The organism is Streptomyces sp. NPDC048441, from assembly GCF_043200235.1.
Classification (GTDB): Bacteria; Actinomycetota; Actinomycetes; order Streptomycetales; family Streptomycetaceae; genus Streptomyces.
In genome coordinates, this window is record NZ_JBICXM010000012.1 from 14,521 (window position 1) to 35,900 (window position 21,380).

Annotated in this window: 14 protein-coding genes; 6 read left to right on the plus strand and 8 right to left on the minus strand. The window is 68.8% G+C overall.

What is annotated here, in order from left to right; all coding sequences use genetic code 11:
- Window positions 1-21: 21 nt before the first annotated feature.
- Complete coding sequence (locus ACGFSB_RS27000) at window positions 22-936, minus strand: carbohydrate ABC transporter permease (RefSeq protein WP_393404867.1); 915 nt, start codon at window positions 934-936, stop codon at window positions 22-24.
- A 201-nt stretch (window positions 937-1,137) separates the two neighbouring features.
- Window positions 1,138-2,571: an N-acetylglucosamine/diacetylchitobiose ABC transporter substrate-binding protein gene (gene ngcE, locus ACGFSB_RS27005; protein WP_393404307.1), complete on the minus strand. Its 1,434-nt coding sequence runs from the start codon at window positions 2,569-2,571 to the stop codon at window positions 1,138-1,140.
- A 471-nt stretch (window positions 2,572-3,042) separates the two neighbouring features.
- On the opposite strand from ngcE, the gene ACGFSB_RS27010 reads away from it, so the two are divergent.
- Complete coding sequence (locus ACGFSB_RS27010) at window positions 3,043-6,918, plus strand: GH92 family glycosyl hydrolase (RefSeq protein WP_393404309.1); 3,876 nt, start codon at window positions 3,043-3,045, stop codon at window positions 6,916-6,918.
- On the opposite strand, the gene ACGFSB_RS27015 is transcribed toward ACGFSB_RS27010, so the two are convergent.
- A complete protein-coding gene (locus ACGFSB_RS27015; protein WP_393404312.1) occupies window positions 6,861-7,955 on the minus strand; it encodes a trypsin-like serine peptidase in 1,095 nt (364 codons plus the stop codon). The genes ACGFSB_RS27010 and ACGFSB_RS27015 overlap by 58 nt on opposite strands.
- A 195-nt stretch (window positions 7,956-8,150) precedes the next feature.
- On the opposite strand from ACGFSB_RS27015, the gene ACGFSB_RS27020 reads away from it, so the two are divergent.
- From ACGFSB_RS27020 to ACGFSB_RS27030, 3 genes are all read left to right on the plus strand, one after another.
- Entirely contained in the window at window positions 8,151-8,717 is a 567-nt protein-coding gene (locus tag ACGFSB_RS27020; protein ID WP_393404315.1) for a DUF1062 domain-containing protein, read from the plus strand.
- A gap of 142 nt (window positions 8,718-8,859) precedes the next feature.
- On the plus strand, window positions 8,860-9,108 hold the full coding sequence (locus tag ACGFSB_RS27025; protein ID WP_393404318.1) for a hypothetical protein: 249 nt from the start codon (window positions 8,860-8,862) through the stop codon (window positions 9,106-9,108).
- Window positions 9,109-9,202: 94 nt separating this feature from the next.
- Window positions 9,203-9,595, plus strand: coding sequence for a VOC family protein (locus tag ACGFSB_RS27030; RefSeq protein WP_393404321.1), 393 nt, complete (start codon window positions 9,203-9,205; stop codon window positions 9,593-9,595).
- 60 nt (window positions 9,596-9,655) lie between these two features.
- On the opposite strand, the gene ACGFSB_RS27035 is transcribed toward ACGFSB_RS27030, so the two are convergent.
- The 4 genes from ACGFSB_RS27035 to ACGFSB_RS27050 all read right to left on the minus strand — a co-directional run bounded on the left by ACGFSB_RS27035 (window position 9,656) and on the right by ACGFSB_RS27050 (window position 17,127).
- Complete coding sequence (locus ACGFSB_RS27035) at window positions 9,656-11,173, minus strand: ABC transporter substrate-binding protein (protein ID WP_393404323.1); 1,518 nt, start codon at window positions 11,171-11,173, stop codon at window positions 9,656-9,658.
- Window positions 11,170-13,170 (minus strand): ATP-binding protein, encoded by a 2,001-nt coding sequence (locus tag ACGFSB_RS27040; protein WP_393404325.1) that lies wholly within the window; start codon window positions 13,168-13,170, stop codon window positions 11,170-11,172. The genes ACGFSB_RS27035 and ACGFSB_RS27040 overlap by 4 nt, the downstream gene beginning before the upstream one ends.
- Window positions 13,171-13,345: 175 nt before the next feature.
- Complete coding sequence (gene acnA, locus ACGFSB_RS27045) at window positions 13,346-16,075, minus strand: aconitate hydratase AcnA (RefSeq protein ID WP_393404328.1); 2,730 nt, start codon at window positions 16,073-16,075, stop codon at window positions 13,346-13,348.
- Window positions 16,076-16,209: 134 nt separating this feature from the next.
- Window positions 16,210-17,127, minus strand: a complete 918-nt coding sequence (locus ACGFSB_RS27050) for a sigma-70 family RNA polymerase sigma factor (protein WP_393404330.1) — start codon at window positions 17,125-17,127, stop codon at window positions 16,210-16,212.
- A gap of 87 nt (window positions 17,128-17,214) precedes the next feature.
- Here ACGFSB_RS27050 and ACGFSB_RS27055 point away from each other — a divergent pair, with 87 nt between their 5' ends.
- Window positions 17,215-18,327, plus strand: a complete 1,113-nt coding sequence (locus tag ACGFSB_RS27055) for an alkene reductase (protein ID WP_393404332.1) — start codon at window positions 17,215-17,217, stop codon at window positions 18,325-18,327.
- Here the strand turns inward: ACGFSB_RS27055 and ACGFSB_RS27060 are convergent.
- Window positions 18,309-19,307 (minus strand): LacI family DNA-binding transcriptional regulator, encoded by a 999-nt coding sequence (locus tag ACGFSB_RS27060; RefSeq protein ID WP_393404335.1) that lies wholly within the window; start codon window positions 19,305-19,307, stop codon window positions 18,309-18,311. The two genes, ACGFSB_RS27055 and ACGFSB_RS27060, sit on opposite strands and share 19 nt — an antisense overlap.
- A 156-nt stretch (window positions 19,308-19,463) precedes the next feature.
- Here ACGFSB_RS27060 and ACGFSB_RS27065 point away from each other — a divergent pair, with 156 nt between their 5' ends.
- Complete coding sequence (locus ACGFSB_RS27065) at window positions 19,464-21,353, plus strand: amidohydrolase (protein WP_393404337.1); 1,890 nt, start codon at window positions 19,464-19,466, stop codon at window positions 21,351-21,353.
- Window positions 21,354-21,380: the final 27 nt, after the last annotated feature.

Consider the following 21,380-nt stretch of genomic DNA (forward strand, 5'->3'; position numbering starts at 1 on the left):
GATGCAGTGGCTCCCGCGGTCTCAGTATTCGATCCGGTCGCGATTCCCGATCCTCATGACGATCAGCGAGAACGTCATGCTGAGGAGGAGGAGGACGACGCCGATGGAGGTGGCATAGCCGTACTGCCCGTCACGGAACCGTTCGTACAGGAAGACCGGAGTGACCTTCAGGACGTGCTCGGGCACCATGACAAGGACGATCGCGAACGAGTCGAGCGCCTGGATGCCCATGTAGATCCAGCCGGTCCTGACCGTGTCCCAGATCAGCGGAAGCGTCACGCTGAAGAAGGTCCGCCCCCGGCCCGCTCCATCGAGCAGCGCGGCCTCGTAGATGTCCTTGGGGATCGCACCCATCGCGGCGGAGAACAGCACCACGTAGAAGCCGACGAAACTCCAGGAGAGCACGACGAGTACGGCGATGAGGGCGAGGGAGCGGTCGCCGCCGAGCCAGGCGGGTCCTTCGACGCCCATCTTGCCGAGGCCGCCGTTGATCAGGCCGCTGTTGGTGTTGAAGACGCGGCCCCAGACGACGGCGATGATGGCGACGGACAGGACCTGCGGGAAGAAGTAGACGACCTTGTAGACCGCCGAGCCCGCGACACCGGCGATGGCCTGGCCCTTACGGTGCCTGCCGCCCGACGTGATCATGTACGCGAAGAACATGCCGAGCACCAGAGTGACCACCGGGGCGACGACCGCCAGGGTGACGCTCACCTTCAGGGAGTCCCAGAAGCGCTCGTCGTTCCACATCTTCGTGAAGTTGTCGAAGCCGATGAAGTTCGCCACCGGTCCGCCGGACCAGTCGGTGAACGAGTAGTAGATCGCCTGGATGAAGGGCGAGATGACGAACAGGGCGTAGAACGCGAGCGGCAGCGCCAGGAACCCCACGATGAAGCGGTACTTGTCGAGCGTCCGGTAGCGCCGGTCGTAGCGCACGCTCTCGGGGGTGAAGCGGGGCGGAAGCAGCACCGCGATGACGAACAGCAGCCGGTTCGGCCTCTTGGTCCCGCCTGGCCGGTCCGGTGCCTTCTTCGAAGGTGGGGGATCGTCCACCCGGGTGTCAGTCGTCACGCCACTCCGCCCCGCCTCGCTCACGTGCCCGCGTTCTCGGTTCCGGTGCTGCTCAGGCCTTGCTGCTCAGGCCTTCTTGATCTTGCTGATGTCCGGGTCCTTCAGGACCCGGTCGGAAGCCTTCTGCATGATGTCCATCGCCTGCTTGGTGCCGATCTGGCCCAGCATGAACTTGGCGATCATGTTGTTGAAGTCCTCGCGGAACAGCTCGTTGTACCAGTCGTAGAACTTGGGGATGACGACGTTCTCACCGGCCGCCTCGATGGCCGCCTTCGCACTCGCCGTACCGGACGGCAGCTTCTCGCCGTCGATGGCGCCCTTGACCACGGGGATCGAGCCGACCTCCTTGAACAGGTTCAGGGCGGCCTCCTTGCTGTACATCATCCGCATCCACTCCATGCCGCCCTGCACGTTCTTGGCCTTGGAGGGGACGATGAACGGCTCACCGGCGGGGGCGTAGAGCGTGCCGAACGGCATCTTGTCGCTCGAGTCCAGGGACGGGGTCGCGCCGACCGCCATCTGGAAGTCCTTCGGCGTGGTGTCCTTGGCCTCGTTCTCCACCCAGGAGCCGTCGGGCACGAAGACGCACTTGCCCTCCTTCGTCCAGGCGGTCTGCATCTCCGTGTGCGCTTCCTTGCCGTCGAAGCCGGTAAGGACGTACTTCTTGGCGACGAGCTCCTCCCAGGCCTCGAAGACGTCCTTCACCGCGTCGTGCTTCCAGGCGTTCGGCTCCAGGTAGTCCATGGCGTCGATGACGTCGCGGCCGCCGCGCTGAGCGAACATCGCGTACATGCTGAAGAACATGTAGCGGGGGTGGCCGCCCGGGTAGCTCCAGCCGTGGATGCCCTTGGCCTTGGCCTTCTTGCAGACCGCGAGCATCTCGTCCCAGGTCTTCGGGTACTCGGAGTCCAAGCCCTGTTCGAGCAGCTTCTTGGAGTACCAGTTGCCGTAGACCGTCGACGCGATGTTGAGCTGGTAACACTCCTTGCCGCCGAAGGTGCCCTGCTGTTCGACCACCGGCACGATCGTCTCGCGCACCGTGACGTCCGGGTTGTCCCACGAGGGGGCGTCGAGCACCTCGCCGAGGTCGGCGACCTGCTTGTTGTGCACCAGTTTGCCGATGTTCATCTGCTCGGCGCCGGAGTTGTTGACCACGTCCGCCGTCGGCTTGCCACGGACGATCTTCGGCTGTACCTGAGTGGCGATCCTCTCGGTGGCCTTCTGGTTCGGTGCGGCCTTCGGGTACTTCTTGGCGTACATGTCCGTGACGAACTGGGCGTACTTGTCGCCGTATCCACCGTTGAAGATGTAGACCGCGAGTCCGGCGTCCGCCTTCACGCCGAGCGGATTCTTCTTGGACTTCTTGCCCTTTTCGGCCTTGTTCTCGTCGCCGCCACTGCTGGCGCAGGAACTCAGCGCGCCCACGGCCGGTACCGCGAGAAGGCCGGTGGCCGCCGCCCTCTTCATCACGTCACGACGGTTGATGCTGGTGGATCCCATGCTCAAGTCCTCGCCTTCTCCAGGACTCAGGCGGCGTACGGGGCTCCCGACAGCTCGCCAGTGGCGAAGGGCCCGACACCGCGGGTCATTTGAAGCTCGGTCGTGCTGAACGTGCGAAATCTACTTGGCAAGGGCTCGCACACCCGCCACTCAGGGTGCCGATAGGTATAGTCCACTCTTCGGCGACAGAGCAAGATCGAATGCAGCTTCGGCCAGCAGTCTTTCCCGAGTTGAGACCTCTCGGAGATATGGACTGGTTCGTTCACGGCGTGAGCAAATTCGACCGGGGGAATCGGTGGCGCCGAGGCCCGGCCCCGCTTCCCTCCTCCGATCCCTTTGGACTTTCCCCGGTCCACCACCGACTCCTTCTGACCGTTTCAACAGCCTTGACACCACACGCCACTTGCGGCCCTACTGGACCTTGCGCAGCGATGTGACAACGTTGTCCAACTCGCAGGGAGGGGCTCGGGGATGCCGCACAGATCACGCAGACCTCGCTTCAGACACCACCGTTCGGCCGCGGTCCTCGGAGCGGCGGCTTTCACGCTCGTCGCGACGGCGCAGGGCGCCGCGGTCGCCAAACCGGAGGAACCGCCCAAAGCCGACGAGGCGTTCGTTTCCTCGTTCGAGGAGGGCGACGCCCAGCCTGACTGGCTGAACACCGTGGAGACGGGACCCGACGGCAAGAAGCGGACCGCCGGTGTCAACGGCGCGTTCAGTGCGGGGATCCCCGGCAGTGTGAACGACCACGTCACCGAGGTCCGCGCCAGCGGCGAGAACTCCGGCGGCGGCGAGGTCAAGGAGAACCTGATCGACGGTGAGCCCACCAGCAAGTGGCTCACCTTCAAGCCCACCGGCTGGGCCGAGTTCGACCTCGACGAGCCGGCGAAGGTCGTGACGTACGCCCTGACGTCGGCGAACGACCACGACGAGCGCGACCCCAAGGACTGGACCCTCCAGGGCTCCACGGACGGCAAGGACTGGAAGGATCTGGACAGCCGAAAGGGCGAGGCGTTCGACAAGCGCCACCAGACCAAGAAGTACGAGTTCGAGAACGGCACCGCGTACGCGCACTACCGCCTGGACGTCACCGCCAACAACGGCGCGTCCGACGCCCTCCAGCTCTCCGACGTCCAGCTCTCCGTCGGCGGCAGCGAGACGCCCGCCCCCGAGGACATGCTCTCCCTCGTGGACCGGGGCCCCAGCGGCTCCCCGACCGCGAAGTCGGGCGCCGGGTTCACCGGCAAGCGCGCGCTGCGCTACGCGGGCACCCACAAGGTGGACGCCCGCGGCTACTCGTACAACAAGGTCTTCGACGTGAACGTCTCGGTGCGGCGTGACACCGAGCTGTCCTACCGGATCTTCCCCTCGATGGCGGAAGGCGACCTCGACTACGACGCCACGAACGTGTCCGTGGACCTGGCCTTCACCGATGGCACCTATCTGAGTGATCTCAAGGCCATGGACCAGCACGGCTTCCCGCTGGACCCGCAGGGCCAGGGCGCCGCGAAGGGTCTCTACGTCAACCAGTGGAACAACGTGGCCGCGCGGATCGGGCAGGTCGCGGGCGGCAAGACCGTCGACCGGGTGCTCGTCGCGTACGACTCCCCCAAGGGCCCGGCGAAGTTCCGCGGCTGGGTGGACGACGTATCCCTGAAGGAGAAGGCGCCCGCGAAGCCGAAGGCCCATCCTTCGGACTACGCGGACACCACCCGCGGCACGAACTCCAGCGGCGGCTTCTCGCGCGGCAACACCTTCCCCGCGACGGCCGTCCCGCACGGCTTCAACTTCTGGACGCCGGTGACCAACGCGGGCTCCCTGAGCTGGCTCTACGACTACGCGCGCGGCAACAACGCGGACAACCTGCCGACGATCCAGGCGTTCAGCGCCAGCCATGAGCCGAGCCCGTGGATGGGCGACCGGCAGACATTCCAGATGATGCCGTCGGTCGACAAGGACACGCCGTCCGCGGACCGCACCAAGCGCGCACTGCCCTTCAAGCACGAGAAGGAGACGGCGAAGCCGCACTACTACGGCGTGACGTTCGAGAACGGTCTGAAGGCCGAGATGGCGCCGACCGATCACGCGGCGATGATGAAGTTCACCTATCCCGGTGACGACGCCAGCGTCATCTTCGACAACGTCTCGGAGAAGGGCGGCCTCACCCTCGACAAGGAGAGCGGTGTGGTGAGCGGCTTCTCGGACGTCAAGTCCGGCCTGTCGACCGGCGCCACCCGGCTCTTCGTGTACGGGACCTTCGACGCGCCCGTCACCGCGGGCGGCAAGCTCGACGGCGGCGGTGGCGGTGATGTCACCGGCTATCTGCGCTTCAAGGCGGGCAAGGACCGCACGGTCAACCTGCGCCTCGCGACCTCGCTCATCAGCCTCGACCAGGCCAAGGCCAACCTCGACGGCGAGATCCCGTCCGGCACGTCCTTCGACGGCGTGCGGAACCGCGCCCAGAAGAGCTGGGACGATATCCTCGGCAAGGTCGAGGTGGAAGGCGCGAGCGAGGGCCAGCGGACCTCGCTCTACTCCTCCCTCTACCGCCTGTACCTCTACCCCAACTCGGGCTTCGAGAAGGTGACTTCGGCGGGCGGAAAGTCGAAGTACCAGTACGCGTCTCCCTTCTCGCCGCAGACGGGACCGGACACCCCGACCCACACCGGCGCGAAGATCGTCGACGGAAAGCCGTACGTCAACAACGGCTTCTGGGACACCTATCGCACCACCTGGCCCGCCTACTCCCTACTCACCCCGAAGAAGGCGGGTGAGCTGGTCGACGGCTTCGTCCAGCAGTACAAGGACGGTGGCTGGACGTCGCGTTGGTCATCACCCGGCTATGCGGACCTGATGACGGGCACGTCATCCGACGTCGCGTTCGCCGACGCGTACGTCAAGGGCGTGGACTTCGACGCCGAGGACGCGTACGACGCGGCACTGAAGAACGCGACGGTGGTGCCGCCGAGTTCGGGCGTCGGACGCAAGGGCATGGAGACGTCGCCCTTCCTCGGCTACACCCCCAGCGAGACCCACGAGGGCCTGTCCTGGGCGCTTGAGGGCTATCTCAACGACTACGGCATCTCAAAGATGGGTGACGCCCTCTTCAAGAAGACGGGCAAGAAGCACTACAAGGAGGAGTCCGCGTACTTCCTCAACCGCGCCCGCGAGTACGTGAAGCTCTTCGACGGCAAGGCGGCAGGAGGAGGCACTGCCCCCGGCTTCTTCCAGGGCAAGGACAAGAAGGGCGACTGGCGCGTCCCCTCGGAGAAGTTCGACCCGCGCGTGTGGGGCTACGACTACACGGAGACGAACGCCTGGGGCTACGCCTTCACCGCCCCGCAGGATTCGCGCGGTCTGGCGAACCTGTACGGCGGCCGGAAGGGCCTGGGAGACAAGCTGGACACGTACTTCGCCACTCCGGAGACAGGCTCCGCCGAGTTCGCGGGCTCCTACGGAGGTGTCATCCATGAGATGACCGAGGCACGCGACGTACGCATGGGCATGTACGGGCACTCCAACCAGGTCGCTCACCATGTCGCCTACATGTACGACGCGGCCGGCCAGCCGTCCAAGACGCAGGAGAAGGTCCGCGAGGTCCTCTCCCGCCTCTACACCGGCAGCGAGATAGGGCAGGGCTACCACGGCGACGAGGACAACGGCGAGCAGTCGGCCTGGTATCTCTTCTCCTCGCTCGGCTTCTATCCGCTGGTCATGGGCAGCGGCGAATACGCGATCGGTTCGCCTCAGTTCACCAAGATGACGGTGCACCTGGACGGCGGTCGCGACCTGGTCGTCAAGGCACCCAAGAACAGCGCGAAGAACGTGTACGTCCAGGGCTTGAAGGTCAACGGCAAGAAGTGGACGTCAACTGCCCTTCCCCACAAGGAGATCGCACGAGGCGGTGTCCTGGAGTTCGACATGGGACCCAAGCCCTCGGCATGGGGCACGGGCAAGGACGCCCAGCCGTCGTCCATCACGCAGGACGACAAGGTGCCGTCGCCGCGCGGTGACGCCATCAAGGGTGAGGGCGCGCTCTTCGACAACACGTCGGACACGGACGCCACTTCGGCATCCGCCGTGGAGCTGCCGGTCGGCAAGGAGACCAAGGCCGTGCAGTACACGCTGACGTCGTCGGCCGACAAGGCGAAGGCGCCGCACGGCTGGGTCCTTGAGGGCTCGACCGACGGCGATAAGTGGAAGGAACTGGACAAGCGGTCCGGCGAGTCCTTCGCCTGGGACAAGCAGACCCGGGTGTTCACGATCGGCGATCCGGGGACGTACCGGCACTACCGGCTCGTCCCGGACGGTTCGGCGACGCTCGCGGAGGTGGAGCTGCTGAGCTGACCCGCACCTGCGGGAGCCGCCTCGGCGGGACCCGCAGCTGCGGGAGGAACGGGTCGACGTGAAGGCGGGAGTGGCACATTCACTCCCGCCTTCGCGGTGTCGTAGATCCGCTTGACGTCGTCGTCGAAGTACGACGCGAACGAGGTGTCGGCGCTGTGGCCGCCGGTCATCCAGCCGCCGGTGACGCCGATCAGCCTGGGTGGCTCGCCACCCGCGGTGATGAAGGGGCCGCCCGAGGTCCCACCGACGTATCCATCGCAGTTGATCTCGGTGAAGGTGCCGCCGCGCCAGAGCCGGCCGCCGCTGTCCTCCGTGTTCCCCGTGACGTACTTCTTCGTCGGCGTGGTGCAGCTGAGCGGGTCCTGCTTCGGCCTGTAGTTGCCGCCGCCGTACAGATACGGGTAGCCGATGGCGTGCACGGTGTGGTGGAAGCCGGTGTTGAAACCCATCGGGACGGCCCCGACGACGCTCTCGACCTCCTTGCCGTCGCCGCGCGGCTCGGTGGCGAGGAACGCGACGTCGACGTCGGTGAAGTTCTCCTCGCTCTCCTTTGACCCCGTGTATCCGGGGTCCTTGAAGATGTGGCCCTCGTTGATCGGATACATGCCGTGCGGCATCGGGCTCTTCGCGCTGTGCTGCGGCACGAAGACGAAGTTCTTTCGCCTCCGGCCGTCGCTGTCGAAGCAGTGCGCCGCCGACGCGACCAGGTTCTTGCCCGGTGACGGGACGACGGTGCCGCCGCAGAAGCGGTAGTCGTAGCGGTCCGGGTAGTCGTCGCCCGCCTTCTGCGCCCAGTAGAAGGTGCCGACTTCCTTGATGCCCTTGAAGGTGTGCGAGGGCGAGGCCGAGGGCGGCGGTCTTTCGCGGGCCTGCTGCTCCTCGACCGGCTCGGCCTCGGCCATGCGCCGCGGCGTCCAGAACTTCTCGAGCTCGCGGGCCTGGTCCGCGGCCGAGGCCCGATCCGGAGCGGACCAGGCAGGTCCCGTGGCGGCCAGGAGCGCGGCCACGGCGGCTGTCGCGGTCAGGCTGCGTTTCATCGCTCGAAAACCAGTGGAGCAGCGCCGCTGTACGCCATTACCTTGCTGCCGAGCCAAGTCGCCAGCAAGTCGCCAAGGCAAGGACGTGCCCTTGTACACCCTGTGAGACCTCCCGAGCGCTGATTCGTCGCGCGTCGCGCATCTGCGGCGTGCCCCTTTCTGCTGCGGACTTCTCACTGAAACCGGTGTACTTCTGTGCTCGAAAACTGGGTGGTCATGCCCACCTGCCTACCGCTTGTTCTCCGCCGTTGCCACGCGTGCGCGTCCGAGCGCTTCAGGGCAAGCAGCAAATTCCGCGTGAACGCACACCACAAACTCATCGACGCCTGGCTCCTCGTGCTCTGTACCGCTTGCGGGGAAACCGCGAAGCTCACGGTCCTGGAGCGGGTGAATGTGCGCTCCGTACGATCAGATCTCCTCGACCGGCTGCATGACAACGACCCGGGCCTGACAGCTGAACTGCTCCAGGATCCGGTCGTGCGGCGCCGTAATCGCATAGCCCTCGACTGGGACAACGCCTGGCGTCTCGATACTGGCGGACCGGATCGCCATCGCCTGGACCACGCGGCGATGGACGAGGCAATCGACGTCTCGGTCCGCTTCGCGGCACGAATACCCGTCCGGCCGGTACGACTGATCGCTGAAGGCCGCGGTCTTTCGCGGGCCGAGGTCGAGAGACTGATCACGGAGGGGAACCTCGTCTCGGCAGTCCGGCTGAGCGGCAAGCTCTCCGGCGACTTCACCTTCACGCTCAAGCACTGAGCCCTCTTCGGGACCAGGGGCCTGTCCGGCATGTTCCGCCGGACAGGCCCCACCGTGGCCCCCCGGACGCCTGGACCGCCTTCCTGGCCCTGCCCGAATAACCGGGTGCGCCCCGGAGGCCCCGGCGGCTAGCCTCGCCCCCGTGGACGAGGAAGGCGAAGGCGCCCTCCAGGTAGGAGAGCACGCCCAGCGATTCACCGTCCGTGACCGCGTCACCGAGCCGCACGGCGTCGGCCAGGAACCGCTCGGCGGCCGACCGGTCCCCCTGGCACAGCGCGATCCAGGCGGCGAGCGCCAGAGCGCCGACCCGCAGCGGGGGTGGCGTGTGGGGGGCGAGGTGCGCTCCACCGGCGGGCCGTGGCCGCCCGCGGGAAATAGCTCGACAGTGTGATGTCTCCGTGCCTAAGATCCACGACGACATCGCGTGTCGGTCACCGGCTGGGTGAGGCATGGAGGTGTCGGGAGATGCCTTCTGGAGGCATTCCTTGTCAGTCGAGCTGAACCACACGATCATCCACGCCCGGGACAACCGGGAGTCCGCCGAGTTCTTCGCGGACCTGCTGGGACTTGAGATCACCTCGGAGTGGGGCCCGTTCATCGCGGTGGAACTGAGCAACTCCGTCACCCTGGACTTCGCCAGCATCCCCGCGGACAAGATCACCCCGCAGCACTACGCGTTCCTGATCTCCGAGGCGGAGTTCAAGGCGGCGTACGAGAAGATCAAGGCGCGCGGCATCGAGCACTGGGCCGACCCGCAGCAGAAGCAGCCGGGCGAGTTCAACACCAACGACGGCGGCCGGGGCGTGTACTTCCTGGATCCGGCGGGGCACGCCATGGAGATCATCACCGTGCCGTACGGCGGGTTCGCTGCCTCGTAGCAGGAGGCTCGGGACCGTGCCGTACGGCGGGTTCGCTGCCTCGTAGCAGGAGGCTCGGGGTCAAGGCGCGAGGGTATCGACGAAGTGGTAGCGCGATCCGTCGGTGCCCCCGCCCTGCCCCGGCGGCTTGAGTTCCACCAGCGCCATCGGGCGCCCTGTCGGCTCGCCCGTGTCGGGATCGAAGGCGATCTTGCCGCTGACGCCGCGCACCTCGAACGAACCGTTGGTCTGCCCCAGCAGGTCCAGCTCCTTGGCCGCGGTCACCTGTCGGTCGCCGTAGGTGTCGACCGCATGGCGGGCCGCGACGCCTGCCGCGTACAACGCGTCGTAACCGACCATCGCCTGACCGTTGTTGAGCGTGTCCGGTGTGCCACCGCCCACCTCCTGGTAGCGGCGCTCGAAGTCGCTGTAGGGGTTGTTCTTGAGGCCGCCGTAGATCTTCTTCGACGCCTCGGGGTGTGTGTAGGCGGTGTACGAGACCTTCATGCCGCTGGCCTTCCAGCGCCGGTCGAGTTCGGCGAGCTCCTCCTCGCTGCCGCCGTGGCTGGTGTCGAAGTACACGCCGACCGCGCTCGATCCGGACAGGACGGTGACCGGGCAGTGGCGCCGGGTCTCGCCGACGGCCTCGATGAAGCTGCGCAATTCTCGTCCGCGCCCCGCGAAGTACACGGCCTTCGGGCGGTCGCCCCCTTCGCAGACCTTCTGCGCCGCGACCCGCAGGGCGTTGCCCTCGCCGGTGGCGGCGCCGGAGGTGAAGGGGATGACGTCGTGGACCTTGAGGTTCATGCGCTCGGCGGCCGAGCGGAAGCCGGTGTAGAGCGATGCGTCGTAGATGTCGCCGACCTTGCTGTCCCGCACCACGTCCACCCGGTAGTCGTCGCTGCCGTCCTGCTCCTCCTTCAAGTGTCGTACGGCTGCCGCCGCTTGGGCGTTCGCGGGGAAGGAGACCCGGAAGAAGCCCGGCTTCCTGACGGCGCTCAACTCGTTGGCCGCGACCGTCGCACCGATCGTGGCCACCCCGGCGTCACGCAGCTTCCGCACCGCCGCACGGGTGTTCTCGTTGCTCTGCCCGATACCGGTGACCGCGACCAGGTGCTGCTCGTCCTTCAACTCAAGGAGCTGGTCGACGACTTGGTCCGCGTACTTGTCGCCCTTGCCGGTGTTGGCGAGCAGCAGACGCACACGCGGCACGGTGCGGCGCTCGGCGTTGAGGGTGAGCTGGGCGATGTGCGCCCCGGCGATCGCCTGACGGGTGCCCTCCGGGCCACGGTCCTCCGTACCGCCGGACATCGATTCGAGGTGGGCGATGGTCACCGTGTGTTCGTCCACCTCCCCCACCTTCTGGTTCTGCCGCTCGATCTGCTTCGAGATGTCGGCAAGGCCCGGGAAGCGGAAGCCCCCGTCGGTCACCCCGACGCATTCGCCTCCGGACTCCTTGGAGATGCCGTCCGCGCACCAGTGCTGGTGCCAGTAGATCTGGTATCCGCCGTACCCGGCGGCGGCGAGCAGCACGAGCACCACCGACACGACGAGCAGCTTGTTGATCGGAGGGCGGGGTACGGGAAGGCGTTGGTTCATCGCCAGGGCTCCATCTCGTACTGCTGTGCCTTGTCCAGAAGAACGGGCGGCCACGCGACACGTGCGGCGTGGGCGGCGGCCAAGGTGTGGAAGCGTGCGTTGATCTCGCGGTAGAGCGTGGCGTACGGATCGCCGAGCGGATCGCGGAAGGGGTCGCCGACCAGGTCGGTGGCGATGGCCTCGCGCGGCTCCGGGGCGATCCAACTGGCGGCGAGGAGCCGGGTGACGGTGCGCAGGCGGGGCCCTACGGAGTCGTCCCGCAGGTGGGTGACGAGCTGCTCGTAGCGTGCCCAGGGCGAGGCTTCGGCGTCGCCGGTCGGCGCGGGCAGCGGCGCACGGCGCAGCCTGCACAGTTCCCGGCACCAGTCCTCGGGCGGTGTCTGCTCGAAGATGGACTCCAAGTAGGCGGCGGCGGTGGGCAGATCGCCCGTGGCCAGCGCGTGGTAGGCGGCCGTGCCGGGTTCGCCGCGGCTCTCGGCCTCCGCCTGGAGCCGTGCGTGCAGGGCCACCGCGTCGGTGAGTTCGCACAGCAGCAGGCGGCGCAGGAGGGGGTGCGGGGTCTCGGGCCTGCCGTCTGCCTGGGTCTCGCCGGTGTCGATGTGCATGGAGGACATCCGGTCCCGCGAGAAGTCGTGGAACTCGGTGCGCAGATAGCCCGGGGTCTCGTCCCGCAGCCGGTGGGTGATCAGGGCCTGGGCCAGGTCCGGCGCGGCGGCGGCCGAGGCGAGCAGCTCACGCAGCCCTTCCGGAGGGTCTATCGGGAGCAGCCGTTCGAGCAGTCCCCCGACGAGGCCGCCGGACGGGTCCCAGATGCGCGTGAGCCGCTCCTCCCAGCGCACCCTGGCGTCGTATCCGTGCAGCGCGGCGAGCACGCGGGCCGTTCCCTCGGGCTGGCCGCGGGTGAGTTCGTGCACCGCCCAGCCGAGCCAGCGCACCCCCGAGTCGCCGCGCGGGGCGGGCGCGTGGGTGGCCGTCAGGACCTCCGCCGCCTGCGCTTCCACCTCGGTGCGGCTCAGGTCGCGCAGTTGCCCCACGCGCAGTCCGGGGCACACCTGGTCCGGGGCGAAGGGCGCGCCGGGGAGCCAGCCGCCCGGATAGGCGCCGCCGGGCTGCTGCTGCCAGCCGTACTCGACGTGTCGCAGCGTCTCGGGATAGCTGCCCGCGGTGGCGAGGACGACGAGCGGGTCCGGGGCGCTGCCCTGGCGCTCCTCCAGGAGCAGGCGCAGGGTCTCGCCACCGAGCGCGTTGTCCGCGTTGTCGAGGAGGACCAGGCAGCGCACCGCCGAGGCCCGCTTCCGGTAGCGGCGGCGCAGGTCGTGCAGGAAGACCTCGCAGGCGATGCGCTCGGTGCGGGCCCGGCTCTCCGCGTCGCCGTGGTAGGCGGTGTTGAGCTCGATGAGGAAGTCCAGGGCGGAGCTGATGGCGGCGGGGCGGCGCCGCAGACCGGCCAGCCTCCAGCGCAGTCTGCCCCACAGCCAGCCCTGTTCGCCGGGCGGCAGGAGCTGGACGGCGTTGCTCACGGCGGCCGGCAGTCCGAGGAGCGACGCGACGATCTGCGCGATCTGGTAGACGATGGCCAGCCAGCGGGCAGGCGGTACGGTCAGCTCCTGGTCGAGTTGGCGGCGCGCGGCAGCACGGTTGCTGGGGTCCAGGTCGGCCGCGAGTGCGGTGCGCACCAGCTTGAACGCCGCGAAGGAGACGTGCGGCACATACTTCTTGCGGGGTTCGAGTGCGTAGGCCAGCGCCCCGAGCACGTCGAGGGGGCGCTGCTCCTCGCGGGCGAGCACGGCCAGGTCGACGGAAGCCACCGGTGCGTCCTGAGCCCAGTCGGCGAGAGCCCGCAGCAGGGTGGTCTTGCCGCTGCCGCGCGGGCCGAGGAGGAGCGTGACGGGGTGCTGTTCCATGGTTCGGGTGCCCGGCTCGGGCAGGACCAGCGATTCGAGATACGTCTGAACCGAGCGGTCCCGGTCGGACTCACCCGCCCACTCCCTCGGCATCAGGCCGCGCCTCCCCGTGCGGGCGCCACTCCGTTGTGGCGCCATCCTTCGGCGACTGGCCAATATCCCTGCCTGGCAAGGGAGTTCGCAGCGGAACGCTCAATTTCGCCCGGGAATCGCCCGAGGGCCGCACCCCCGTCCTGGGGTGCGGCCCTCGGTCACTGCCTGCTGCCGCCTACTTGCGGATCAGCGAACGCAGCACGTACTGCATGATGCCGCCGTTGCGGTAGTAGTCCGCCTCGCCGGGGGTGTCGATGCGGACGACCGCGTCGAACTCCACGCCGGTGTCGGTGGTGACCTTGACCGTGCGGGGGGTCGTGCCGTTGTTCAGCTCGGTCACGCCGGTGAAGGAGAAGGCCTCCTCGCCGGTCAGGCCGAGGGTCTCCGCGGTCTGGCCCTCCGGGAACTGGAGCGGCAGGACGCCCATGCCGATGAGGTTCGAGCGGTGGATGCGCTCGTACGACTCGGCGATGACGGCGCGCACGCCGAGCAGCGCGGTGCCCTTGGCGGCCCAGTCGCGGGACGAACCGGAGCCGTACTCCTTGCCCGCGAGGATCGCGAGCGGCGTACCGGCGGCCTGGTAGTTCTGCGAGGCGTCGTAGATGAAGGAGACGGGGGCGTCTTCCTTCGTGAAGTCGCGGGTGAAGCCGCCCTCGGTGCCCGGCGCGATCTGGTTGCGCAGGCGGATGTTGGCGAACGTGCCGCGGATCATGACCTCGTGGTTGCCACGGCGTGAGCCGTAGGAGTTGAAGTCGCGACGCTCGACGCCGTGCTCCGTGAGGTACTTGCCGGCCGGGGTGTCGGCCTTGATCGCACCGGCCGGAGAGATGTGGTCGGTGGTGACCGAGTCGCCCAGCTTGGCGAGGACGCGGGCGCCCGTGATGTCGGAGACCGGGGTGGTCTCCATCGTCATGCCCTCGAAGTAAGGGGGCTTACGGACGTAGGTCGACTGCGGGTCCCACTCGAAGGTGTTGCCGGTGGGGATGGAGAGCGCCTGCCACTGGGCGTCGCCCGCGAAGACGTCCTGGTAGGACTTGTTGAACATGTCCTCGCCGATGGAGTTGGCGACGACGTCGTTCACCTCGGCCTCGGTGGGCCAGATGTCCTTCAGGTAGACGGGGTTGCCGTCCTGGTCGGCGCCGAGCGCATCCTTGGTGATGTCCACCTTCATCGAACCCGCGATGGCGTACGCGACGACCAGCGGCGGCGACGCCAGGTAGTTCATCTTGACGTCGGGGTTGATGCGGCCCTCGAAGTTCCGGTTGCCGGAGAGGACGGACGTCACGGCCAGGTCGTGCTCGTTGACCGCCTTGGAGACCTCCTCGGGCAGCGGGCCCGAGTTGCCGATGCAGGTGGTGCAGCCGTAGCCGACGAGGTTGAAGCCGACCTTGTCGAGGTAGGGGGTGAGCCCCGCCTTGTCGAAGTAGTCGGTGACGACCTTGGAGCCCGGCGCGAGGGTGGTCTTGACCCACGGCTTGCGGGTCAGGCCCTTCTCGACGGCCTTCTTCGCGACGAGCGCGGCGGCGACCATCACGTACGGGTTCGAGGTGTTGGTGCAGGAGGTGATCGCGGCGACGGTGACGGCGCCGTGGTCGATCTCGTACGTCGAGCCGTCGGGGGCGGTGACGGTGGTCGGACGCGAGGGAACGCCGTTCGATGAGGCCGGGGAGTCGGAGGCCGGGAAGGACTCCTTGCCCGCCTCGTCGTCGTCCTCGACGTAGTTGCGGACGTCCTGCGCGAACTGCTGCGAGGCGTTGGCGAGGACGATGCGGTCCTGCGGACGCTTCGGGCCCGCGATGGAGGGGACGACCGTGGAGAGGTCGAGCTCCAGCTTCTCGGAGAAGTCGGGCTCGGCGGCCGGGTCGAGCCAGAGGCCCTGCTCCTTGGCGTACGCCTCGACGAGCGCGACCTGCTGGGCGTCACGGCCGGTCAGGCGGAGGTACTTCAGCGTCTCGTCGTCGATCGGGAAGATCGCGGCGGTGGAGCCGAACTCCGGCGACATGTTGCCGATGGTGGCGCGGTTCGCGAGGGAGGTGGCGGCGACGCCCTCTCCGTAGAACTCGACGAACTTGCCGACGACGCCGTGCTTGCGCAGCATCTCGGTGATGGTCAGCACGAGGTCCGTGGCGGTGGTGCCGGCCGGCAGCTCGCCGGTCAGCTTGAAGCCGACGACGCGCGGGATCAGCATGGAGACCGGCTGGCCCAGCATCGCGGCCTCGGCCTCGATGCCGCCGACGCCCCAGCCCAGGACACCCAGGCCGTTGACCATCGTGGTGTGCGAGTCGGTGCCGACGAGGGTGTCGGGGTAGGCCTGGCCGTTACGGACCATGACCGTGCGCGCCAGGTGCTCGATGTTGACCTGGTGGACGATGCCGGTGCCCGGGGGGACGACCTTGAAGTCGTCGAACGCGGTCTGGCCCCAGCGCAGGAACTGGTAGCGCTCCTTGTTGCGGCCGTACTCCAGCTCGACGTTCTGGCCGAAGGCGTCCTTCGTACCGAACTTGTCGGCGATGACGGAGTGGTCGATGACCAGCTCGGCCGGGGAGAGCGGGTTGACCTTGTCGGCGTCGCCGCCGAGCTCCTTGACGGCCTCGCGCATGGTGGCGAGGTCCACGACGCAGGGCACGCCGGTGAAGTCCTGCATGATCACGCGGGCCGGCGTGAACTGGATCTCCTGCGAGGGCTGGGCCTGGGAGTCCCAGCCGCCGATCGCACGGATGTGGTCGGCGGTGATGTTCGCGCCGTCCTCGGTGCGGAGCAGGTTCTCCAGCAGCACCTTCAAGCTGTAAGGGAGGCGCGCGGAGCCCTCGACCTTGTCCAGCTTGAAGATCTCGTACGACTCGTCGCCCACGCGCAGCGTGCTGCGGGCGTCGAAGCTGTTCGCCGACACGACAGTCTCCTTCATATATGTGCGCGTTTCCGTCACATCCTGCCGCCACGACTCCTCGTCGATCCGCTAAGGTAAGGCTTAGTTAGGTAACCCTTACCGAGTGGCGGCTTCTGGTGCGCCTCGGCAGATATCTCGATGTCGAGATAACTCTAGTACATCACCCGCGCGTCCGACGAGGCGCGCCCGTCTGCCGGCGGCAGGACGGACACCTTCAGCGTGCGCAGACGCTCCGGATCGGCGATCACTTCGTACGCGGCGACCCGCCCGCCATCGGTCCTGATCAGGAGGGCGATGACCAGCCGTCCGTACGGGGCCACGACCACGCCCACCGTGCCGTTGACGAGCGCGGGCTCCGCGAAGCGGGCGTTGCGCTTCAGGAGCACCGTCTCCTCCGCCACGGCCCGTGCGCCGCGGATCACCGCGGAGAGGTCTGCCGTGCGTACGACGTCGGGGGCGAGGACCGTGAGCAGCGCTTCGAGGTCACCGCTGCGGGCGGCCGCGAGGAAGGCGTCGACGACCTGCCGGTCCTCCGCGAGCTCGGGGGCGGCGAGGGCCTCGGGCGGGCCCTTGACCTTGTGGCGCGCGCGGCTCGCGAGCTTCTTGGTGGCGCCCGGGGTGCGCTCCACGATGGGGGCGATCTGCGTGAACGGCACGGCGAACAGGTCGTGCAGTACGAAGGCGACACGTTCGGCGGGGCCCAGCGTGTCGAGGACCACGAGCAGCGCGCGGCCCACCGAATCGGCGAGGAGCACTTCCTCCTCCGGGTCCCCGCCGTCGCCGGTCTCCGAGATCCGGTCGGGCAGGTGCCAGGCCGCCGGTTGCTCGTGACGCGTCGCGGCCGACCGCAGCATGTCCAGGCAGAGGCGGGAGACGACCGTGCGGAGCCAGCCGGTGAGGTTCTCGATCTCGGCGGCTTCGGCGTCGGCAGCGGTGCGGCTGAGGCGCAGCCAGGCCTCCTGGACGGCGTCGTCGGCGTCGCTCAGCGAGCCGAGCATTCGGTAGGCGACACCTCGTAGATGGCCTCGGTGTTCCTCGAAACGATCCGCGAGCGCCTCTTGGCCGTGCATCGGTCACCTCTCCCCGTCGTACGCCGTCACCTTCGTGTCCCCCGCGGCCCTGCCGCCGTGACAGTAGCCCGACGAAGGAGCACCACCATGACCGCCACCCTGCCCACTGCCCTCGACCAGACTCTCCTGCACGGCACCCGCCTGGGCGAACTGCGGCTGCCCAACCGCGTGGTGATGGCCCCGCTCACCCGGGCCCGCGCCGACAACCCCGGTCTCGTCCCCACGGAACTGCACGCCGCCTACTACGGGCAGCGGGCCAGTGCCGGGCTCATCGTCACCGAGGGGACCTGGGTCAGCGAGCGGGCCATCGGGTTCGTCAATGTCCCCGGCGGCTACAGCGAGGCGCAGGTCGCCGGGTGGCGCCGGGTCACGGATGTCGTCCACGCCCTCGGCGGCCGCATCGTGCAGCAGCTCTGGCACACCGGCGCCGCCTCGCACCCCGACCACCTCGGCGGCGCGCTGCCCGCGGGTCCTTCGGCGGTCGACCCCCGCGCGAAGACCTTCACCCCCGGCGGGTTCAAGGAGACGCTCACGCCTCGTGAGATGACCGGCGACGACATCCGGGCCACCGTCGCCGAATTCCGCACGGCGGCGGCCAACGCCCGGCGCGCCGGGTTCGACGGGGTCGAGATCGGCGCACTCGGCGCGTTCCTGTTCGCCCAGTTCCTCAACCCCCGCCTCAACCACCGCGCCGACGCCTACGGGGGTGACCGTGCGGGTCGGCGTCGCCTGCTGCTCGACGTCGTCGACGCGGTCGCCGCCGAGTGGGAAGGACGGCGGGTGGGCGTGCGCCTCTCGCCGTACATGGCCGCGACCGACCGCTTCGTAGTCGACGAGGAACTGCTCGCCGACTACGAGGAGGTGGTGACGGTGCTCAGCGACCGGCGTCTCGCCTATCTCCATCTGCGTGGCCCCGACCTCGTGGGGCGGCCGGGCGAGGCCCCCTCCTTCGAAGCGTTCGCGCGCTACCGGAAGCGGTTCGAAGGACCGCTGATCGCGAACAACGGCTTCGACAGGGACTCCGCGAACGCCCTAGTAGAGGCCGGGTTCGCCGACGCCGTCTCCTTCGCCACGCACTTCGTCGCCAACCCCGACCTGGTCAGCCGGTTCGCCCTGGGGCGCGATCTCGCGGCCGGTGACCCCGCCACGTACTACCAGGGCGGCGCCGAGGGGTACGTCGACTATCCGGCCGCGGGCTGAGGGCCGGACGACGATGCGCGTACGAGGAGGGCGGCCGGGACGACCACCGGTCCTGGCCTCGCCTCGCCGCCGCCTTCGACCAGGCCGACCAGGAGGCCCACAGCCGCGCGCGCCGTCCGCTCCGGGTCGAGGGTCACCGTGGTCACGGGCGGTTCCGTCGCCGCGTACCCGGGGTCCTCGCTCGCGCACACCACGCGGAGTTCGTCCGGGACGCGCAGGCCCAGCCTGGCCGCGGCCGTCAGGAGCTGGTGGCCGCCCGGGTCGTACGCCGCGTAGACGGCGTCGGGGCGGTCTTGGCCCCGCAACAGCGCGTCGAACGCCCGGCCTTGGCCGTCCGCCACGTCGAACGGCACGACCAGCGGGTCTTCGCCGCGCTCCGCGCACCACCCGGCGTACGCCGCCGTCACGGCACGCGCGTAATGTTCGTCGCCGTCGCCGGACTGCAAGGCGACACGGCGGGCGCCGGACGCCACGAGGTGGTCGAGGACCTCGCGGGTGGTCGCCTCGTGGTCGTTGTCGACCCAGTGATCGCCGGGGCGCGGATCGCCGGGTACGCCGTCGAAGACGAGCGGGATGCCGCGGGCGCGCAGCGCGTGGACCATCGGGTCCCCGCGCGGGCTGTCCATGATCAACATGCCGTCGACGGCGAGGCTGTGCCAGGTGTCCTCCGCGACCCGGTCCGCGGGGAGTGTGGTGAGGGCGTAGCCCTTGGCGTGGGCGGCGGCGGTCGCCGCGGTGAGGGCTCGGGAGAAGTAGGCGACCTCGGTGTAGTTCCAGGCTCTCGGGTACATCGTGACGGCTACGCCGAGGGTGCGTGTGCGGGGGGCTTGGGGCGCCCCGTAGCCCAGGGCCGTGGCTACCTCGCGCACCCGGCGGCGGGTCGAGTCGCCGAGGCGGCCCGTGTCGTTCAGGGCGTGCGAGACCGTCGCAGTCGATACCTCCGCTGCGCGGGCTATGTCGGTGAGGGTGGGCCCTGGCACACGGGGGATCCTACGGAATCCCCCGTCCCAGGGGCAGGGGGCCGCGGATTCCGTTGCGGGCGGTCGCTTCTGGTTAACGGGTTACTCGGCCAGTGTCTGTACCGCCGCTTCGCGGCGGATCTTTCCCGCCCCCTCACCCCTCACCCAGGAGCGCCCATGTCCTCTCCGCACCCCTCCCCTCTCTCCCGGCGCGGCCTCCTCGCCTCCGCCGGGGCCGCCGGGCTGCTCGCCGCGGTGGGTGCGCCCGCCGGGGCTGCCACTCAGCGGCGGTCCGCCGCGCTGGTCGTGCACAACTCCCGTGTCTTCAGCGGCACCCGGCAGCACACCCACGCCGAAGGCGTCGCCGTCGGGCGGGACGGGAAGATCCTTGCCGTCGGGAACGACTCCTCGCTGAAGCGGTTCATCGGGCGGGACACCGAGGTCGTGGACGGGCGTGGTGGCACCCTCATGAGCGGGATCCATGATGGGCACGCCCATCCGATGAGCGCCGCGGACCGTTCGCTGAAGCCGTCCCTCGCCGGGGCCGAACAGACCGTGGACGCACTCCAGAAGACCCTCACCGGATTCCTGAAGGACTCCGCCGATCAGGAACCCGACGGATGGCTGGTCGTGGAGGACTGGAACCCGGTGGGGCTGCTTCCGCACGGGACCGCCCCGCATCACTCGATGCTCGACGCCCTGCCGACCCGGCGGCCCGTCACCCTGGTCGGCGGCGACGGGCACAACATCTGGGTCAACCAGCGCGCCCTCGACATCGCGAAGATCACCGCCAGTACTCCGGACCCGGCCGGCGGAAAGATCGTCAAGGACGCGGACGGCAAGCCGAGCGGGGTTCTCAAGGACGACGCACAGCCCTTGGTGACCCGGCACATCCCCGAGCCGGACCGCGAGCAGCTCGTCGCCGCCGCCGCGAAAATCTTCGCCGAGGCCGCCGCATCCGGGATCACCACCTTCATGGAAGCGGTCGTCGGCAAGGGCGAGCTCGGCATCTATCAGACGCTCGCCGAACGCGGCGCTCTGCCGCAGCGCATCGTGCCCGCGCTCCGGATCGACTCGGACCTGGCCAAGGATCCGGCGGCGGCCCTGGCGTACGCACGCGGGCTGCGGGCCGACTTCGGCGGTGTACGCGGCCTCCGCTTCGGCACGGTGAAAGTCTTCCTCGACGGAGTCATCGAGTACCCCGCCCAGACCGCCGCGCTGCTCAAGCCCTATCTGGACAAGGACGGGAAGCCGACCGACCACCGCGGCGAGCTGTACGTGTCCGCCGCCGATTACGGCCGCCTCACCGCCGCCTTCAACAAGGACGGCTGGCAGCTGCACGCGCATGCCATCGGCGACCGCGCGGTCCGCACCTCCCTCGACGGGTACGCGTACGCCCTGCGCAAGACCGGTCGGCGCGACCTGCGCAACACCACCGCCCATCTCCAACTCGTCGACCCCGCCGACCTGCCCCGCTTCGCCCCGCTCGGCGTCATCCCCTGTATGCAGTTGCAGTGGGCGACGCGCAACACCTGGACCATGGACGCCCTGTTGCCCTACATCGGCGCCGAGCGGCACCGTTGGCAGTACCCGGCGCGCAGCCTCGAGCGGCACGGGGCGCGGCTTTCCGGTGGCTCGGACTGGCCTGTCGATCCGCTCCAGGTGTGGAACCAGGTGCGGACCGCCGTCGACCGGCTCGGGGCCGAGGCCGACGCCGAAGGCGATCTGTATCGCGAGCAGGAAGGTCTCAGCCGTGCGTCCTCCCTGCTCATGCATACGCTCGGCACCGCGCGTCAGCTCCGCATGGACCATCTCACGGGCACCGTCGAGCGGGGAAAGTCGGCCGATCTGGTCCTCCTCGACCGCGATGTGACGCGGTGTCCGGTGGCTGATATCAGCTCTGCCGAGGTGCGTCTGACGTTGACCGGGGGCACAGTGGTGCATGACGCCGAATCGTCGGCCGGGCGCGCTGCCGCCGCCCGGGTGACGCGTGCCGCGGCGGGTCCGCGGCCAGCGTCCCAGGCCGCGGTGCACGGCGGGCGGCACGCCTCGTGCGGTTGCGGCTGACGGGGCGTAGGGAAGTGGCGCACGGGA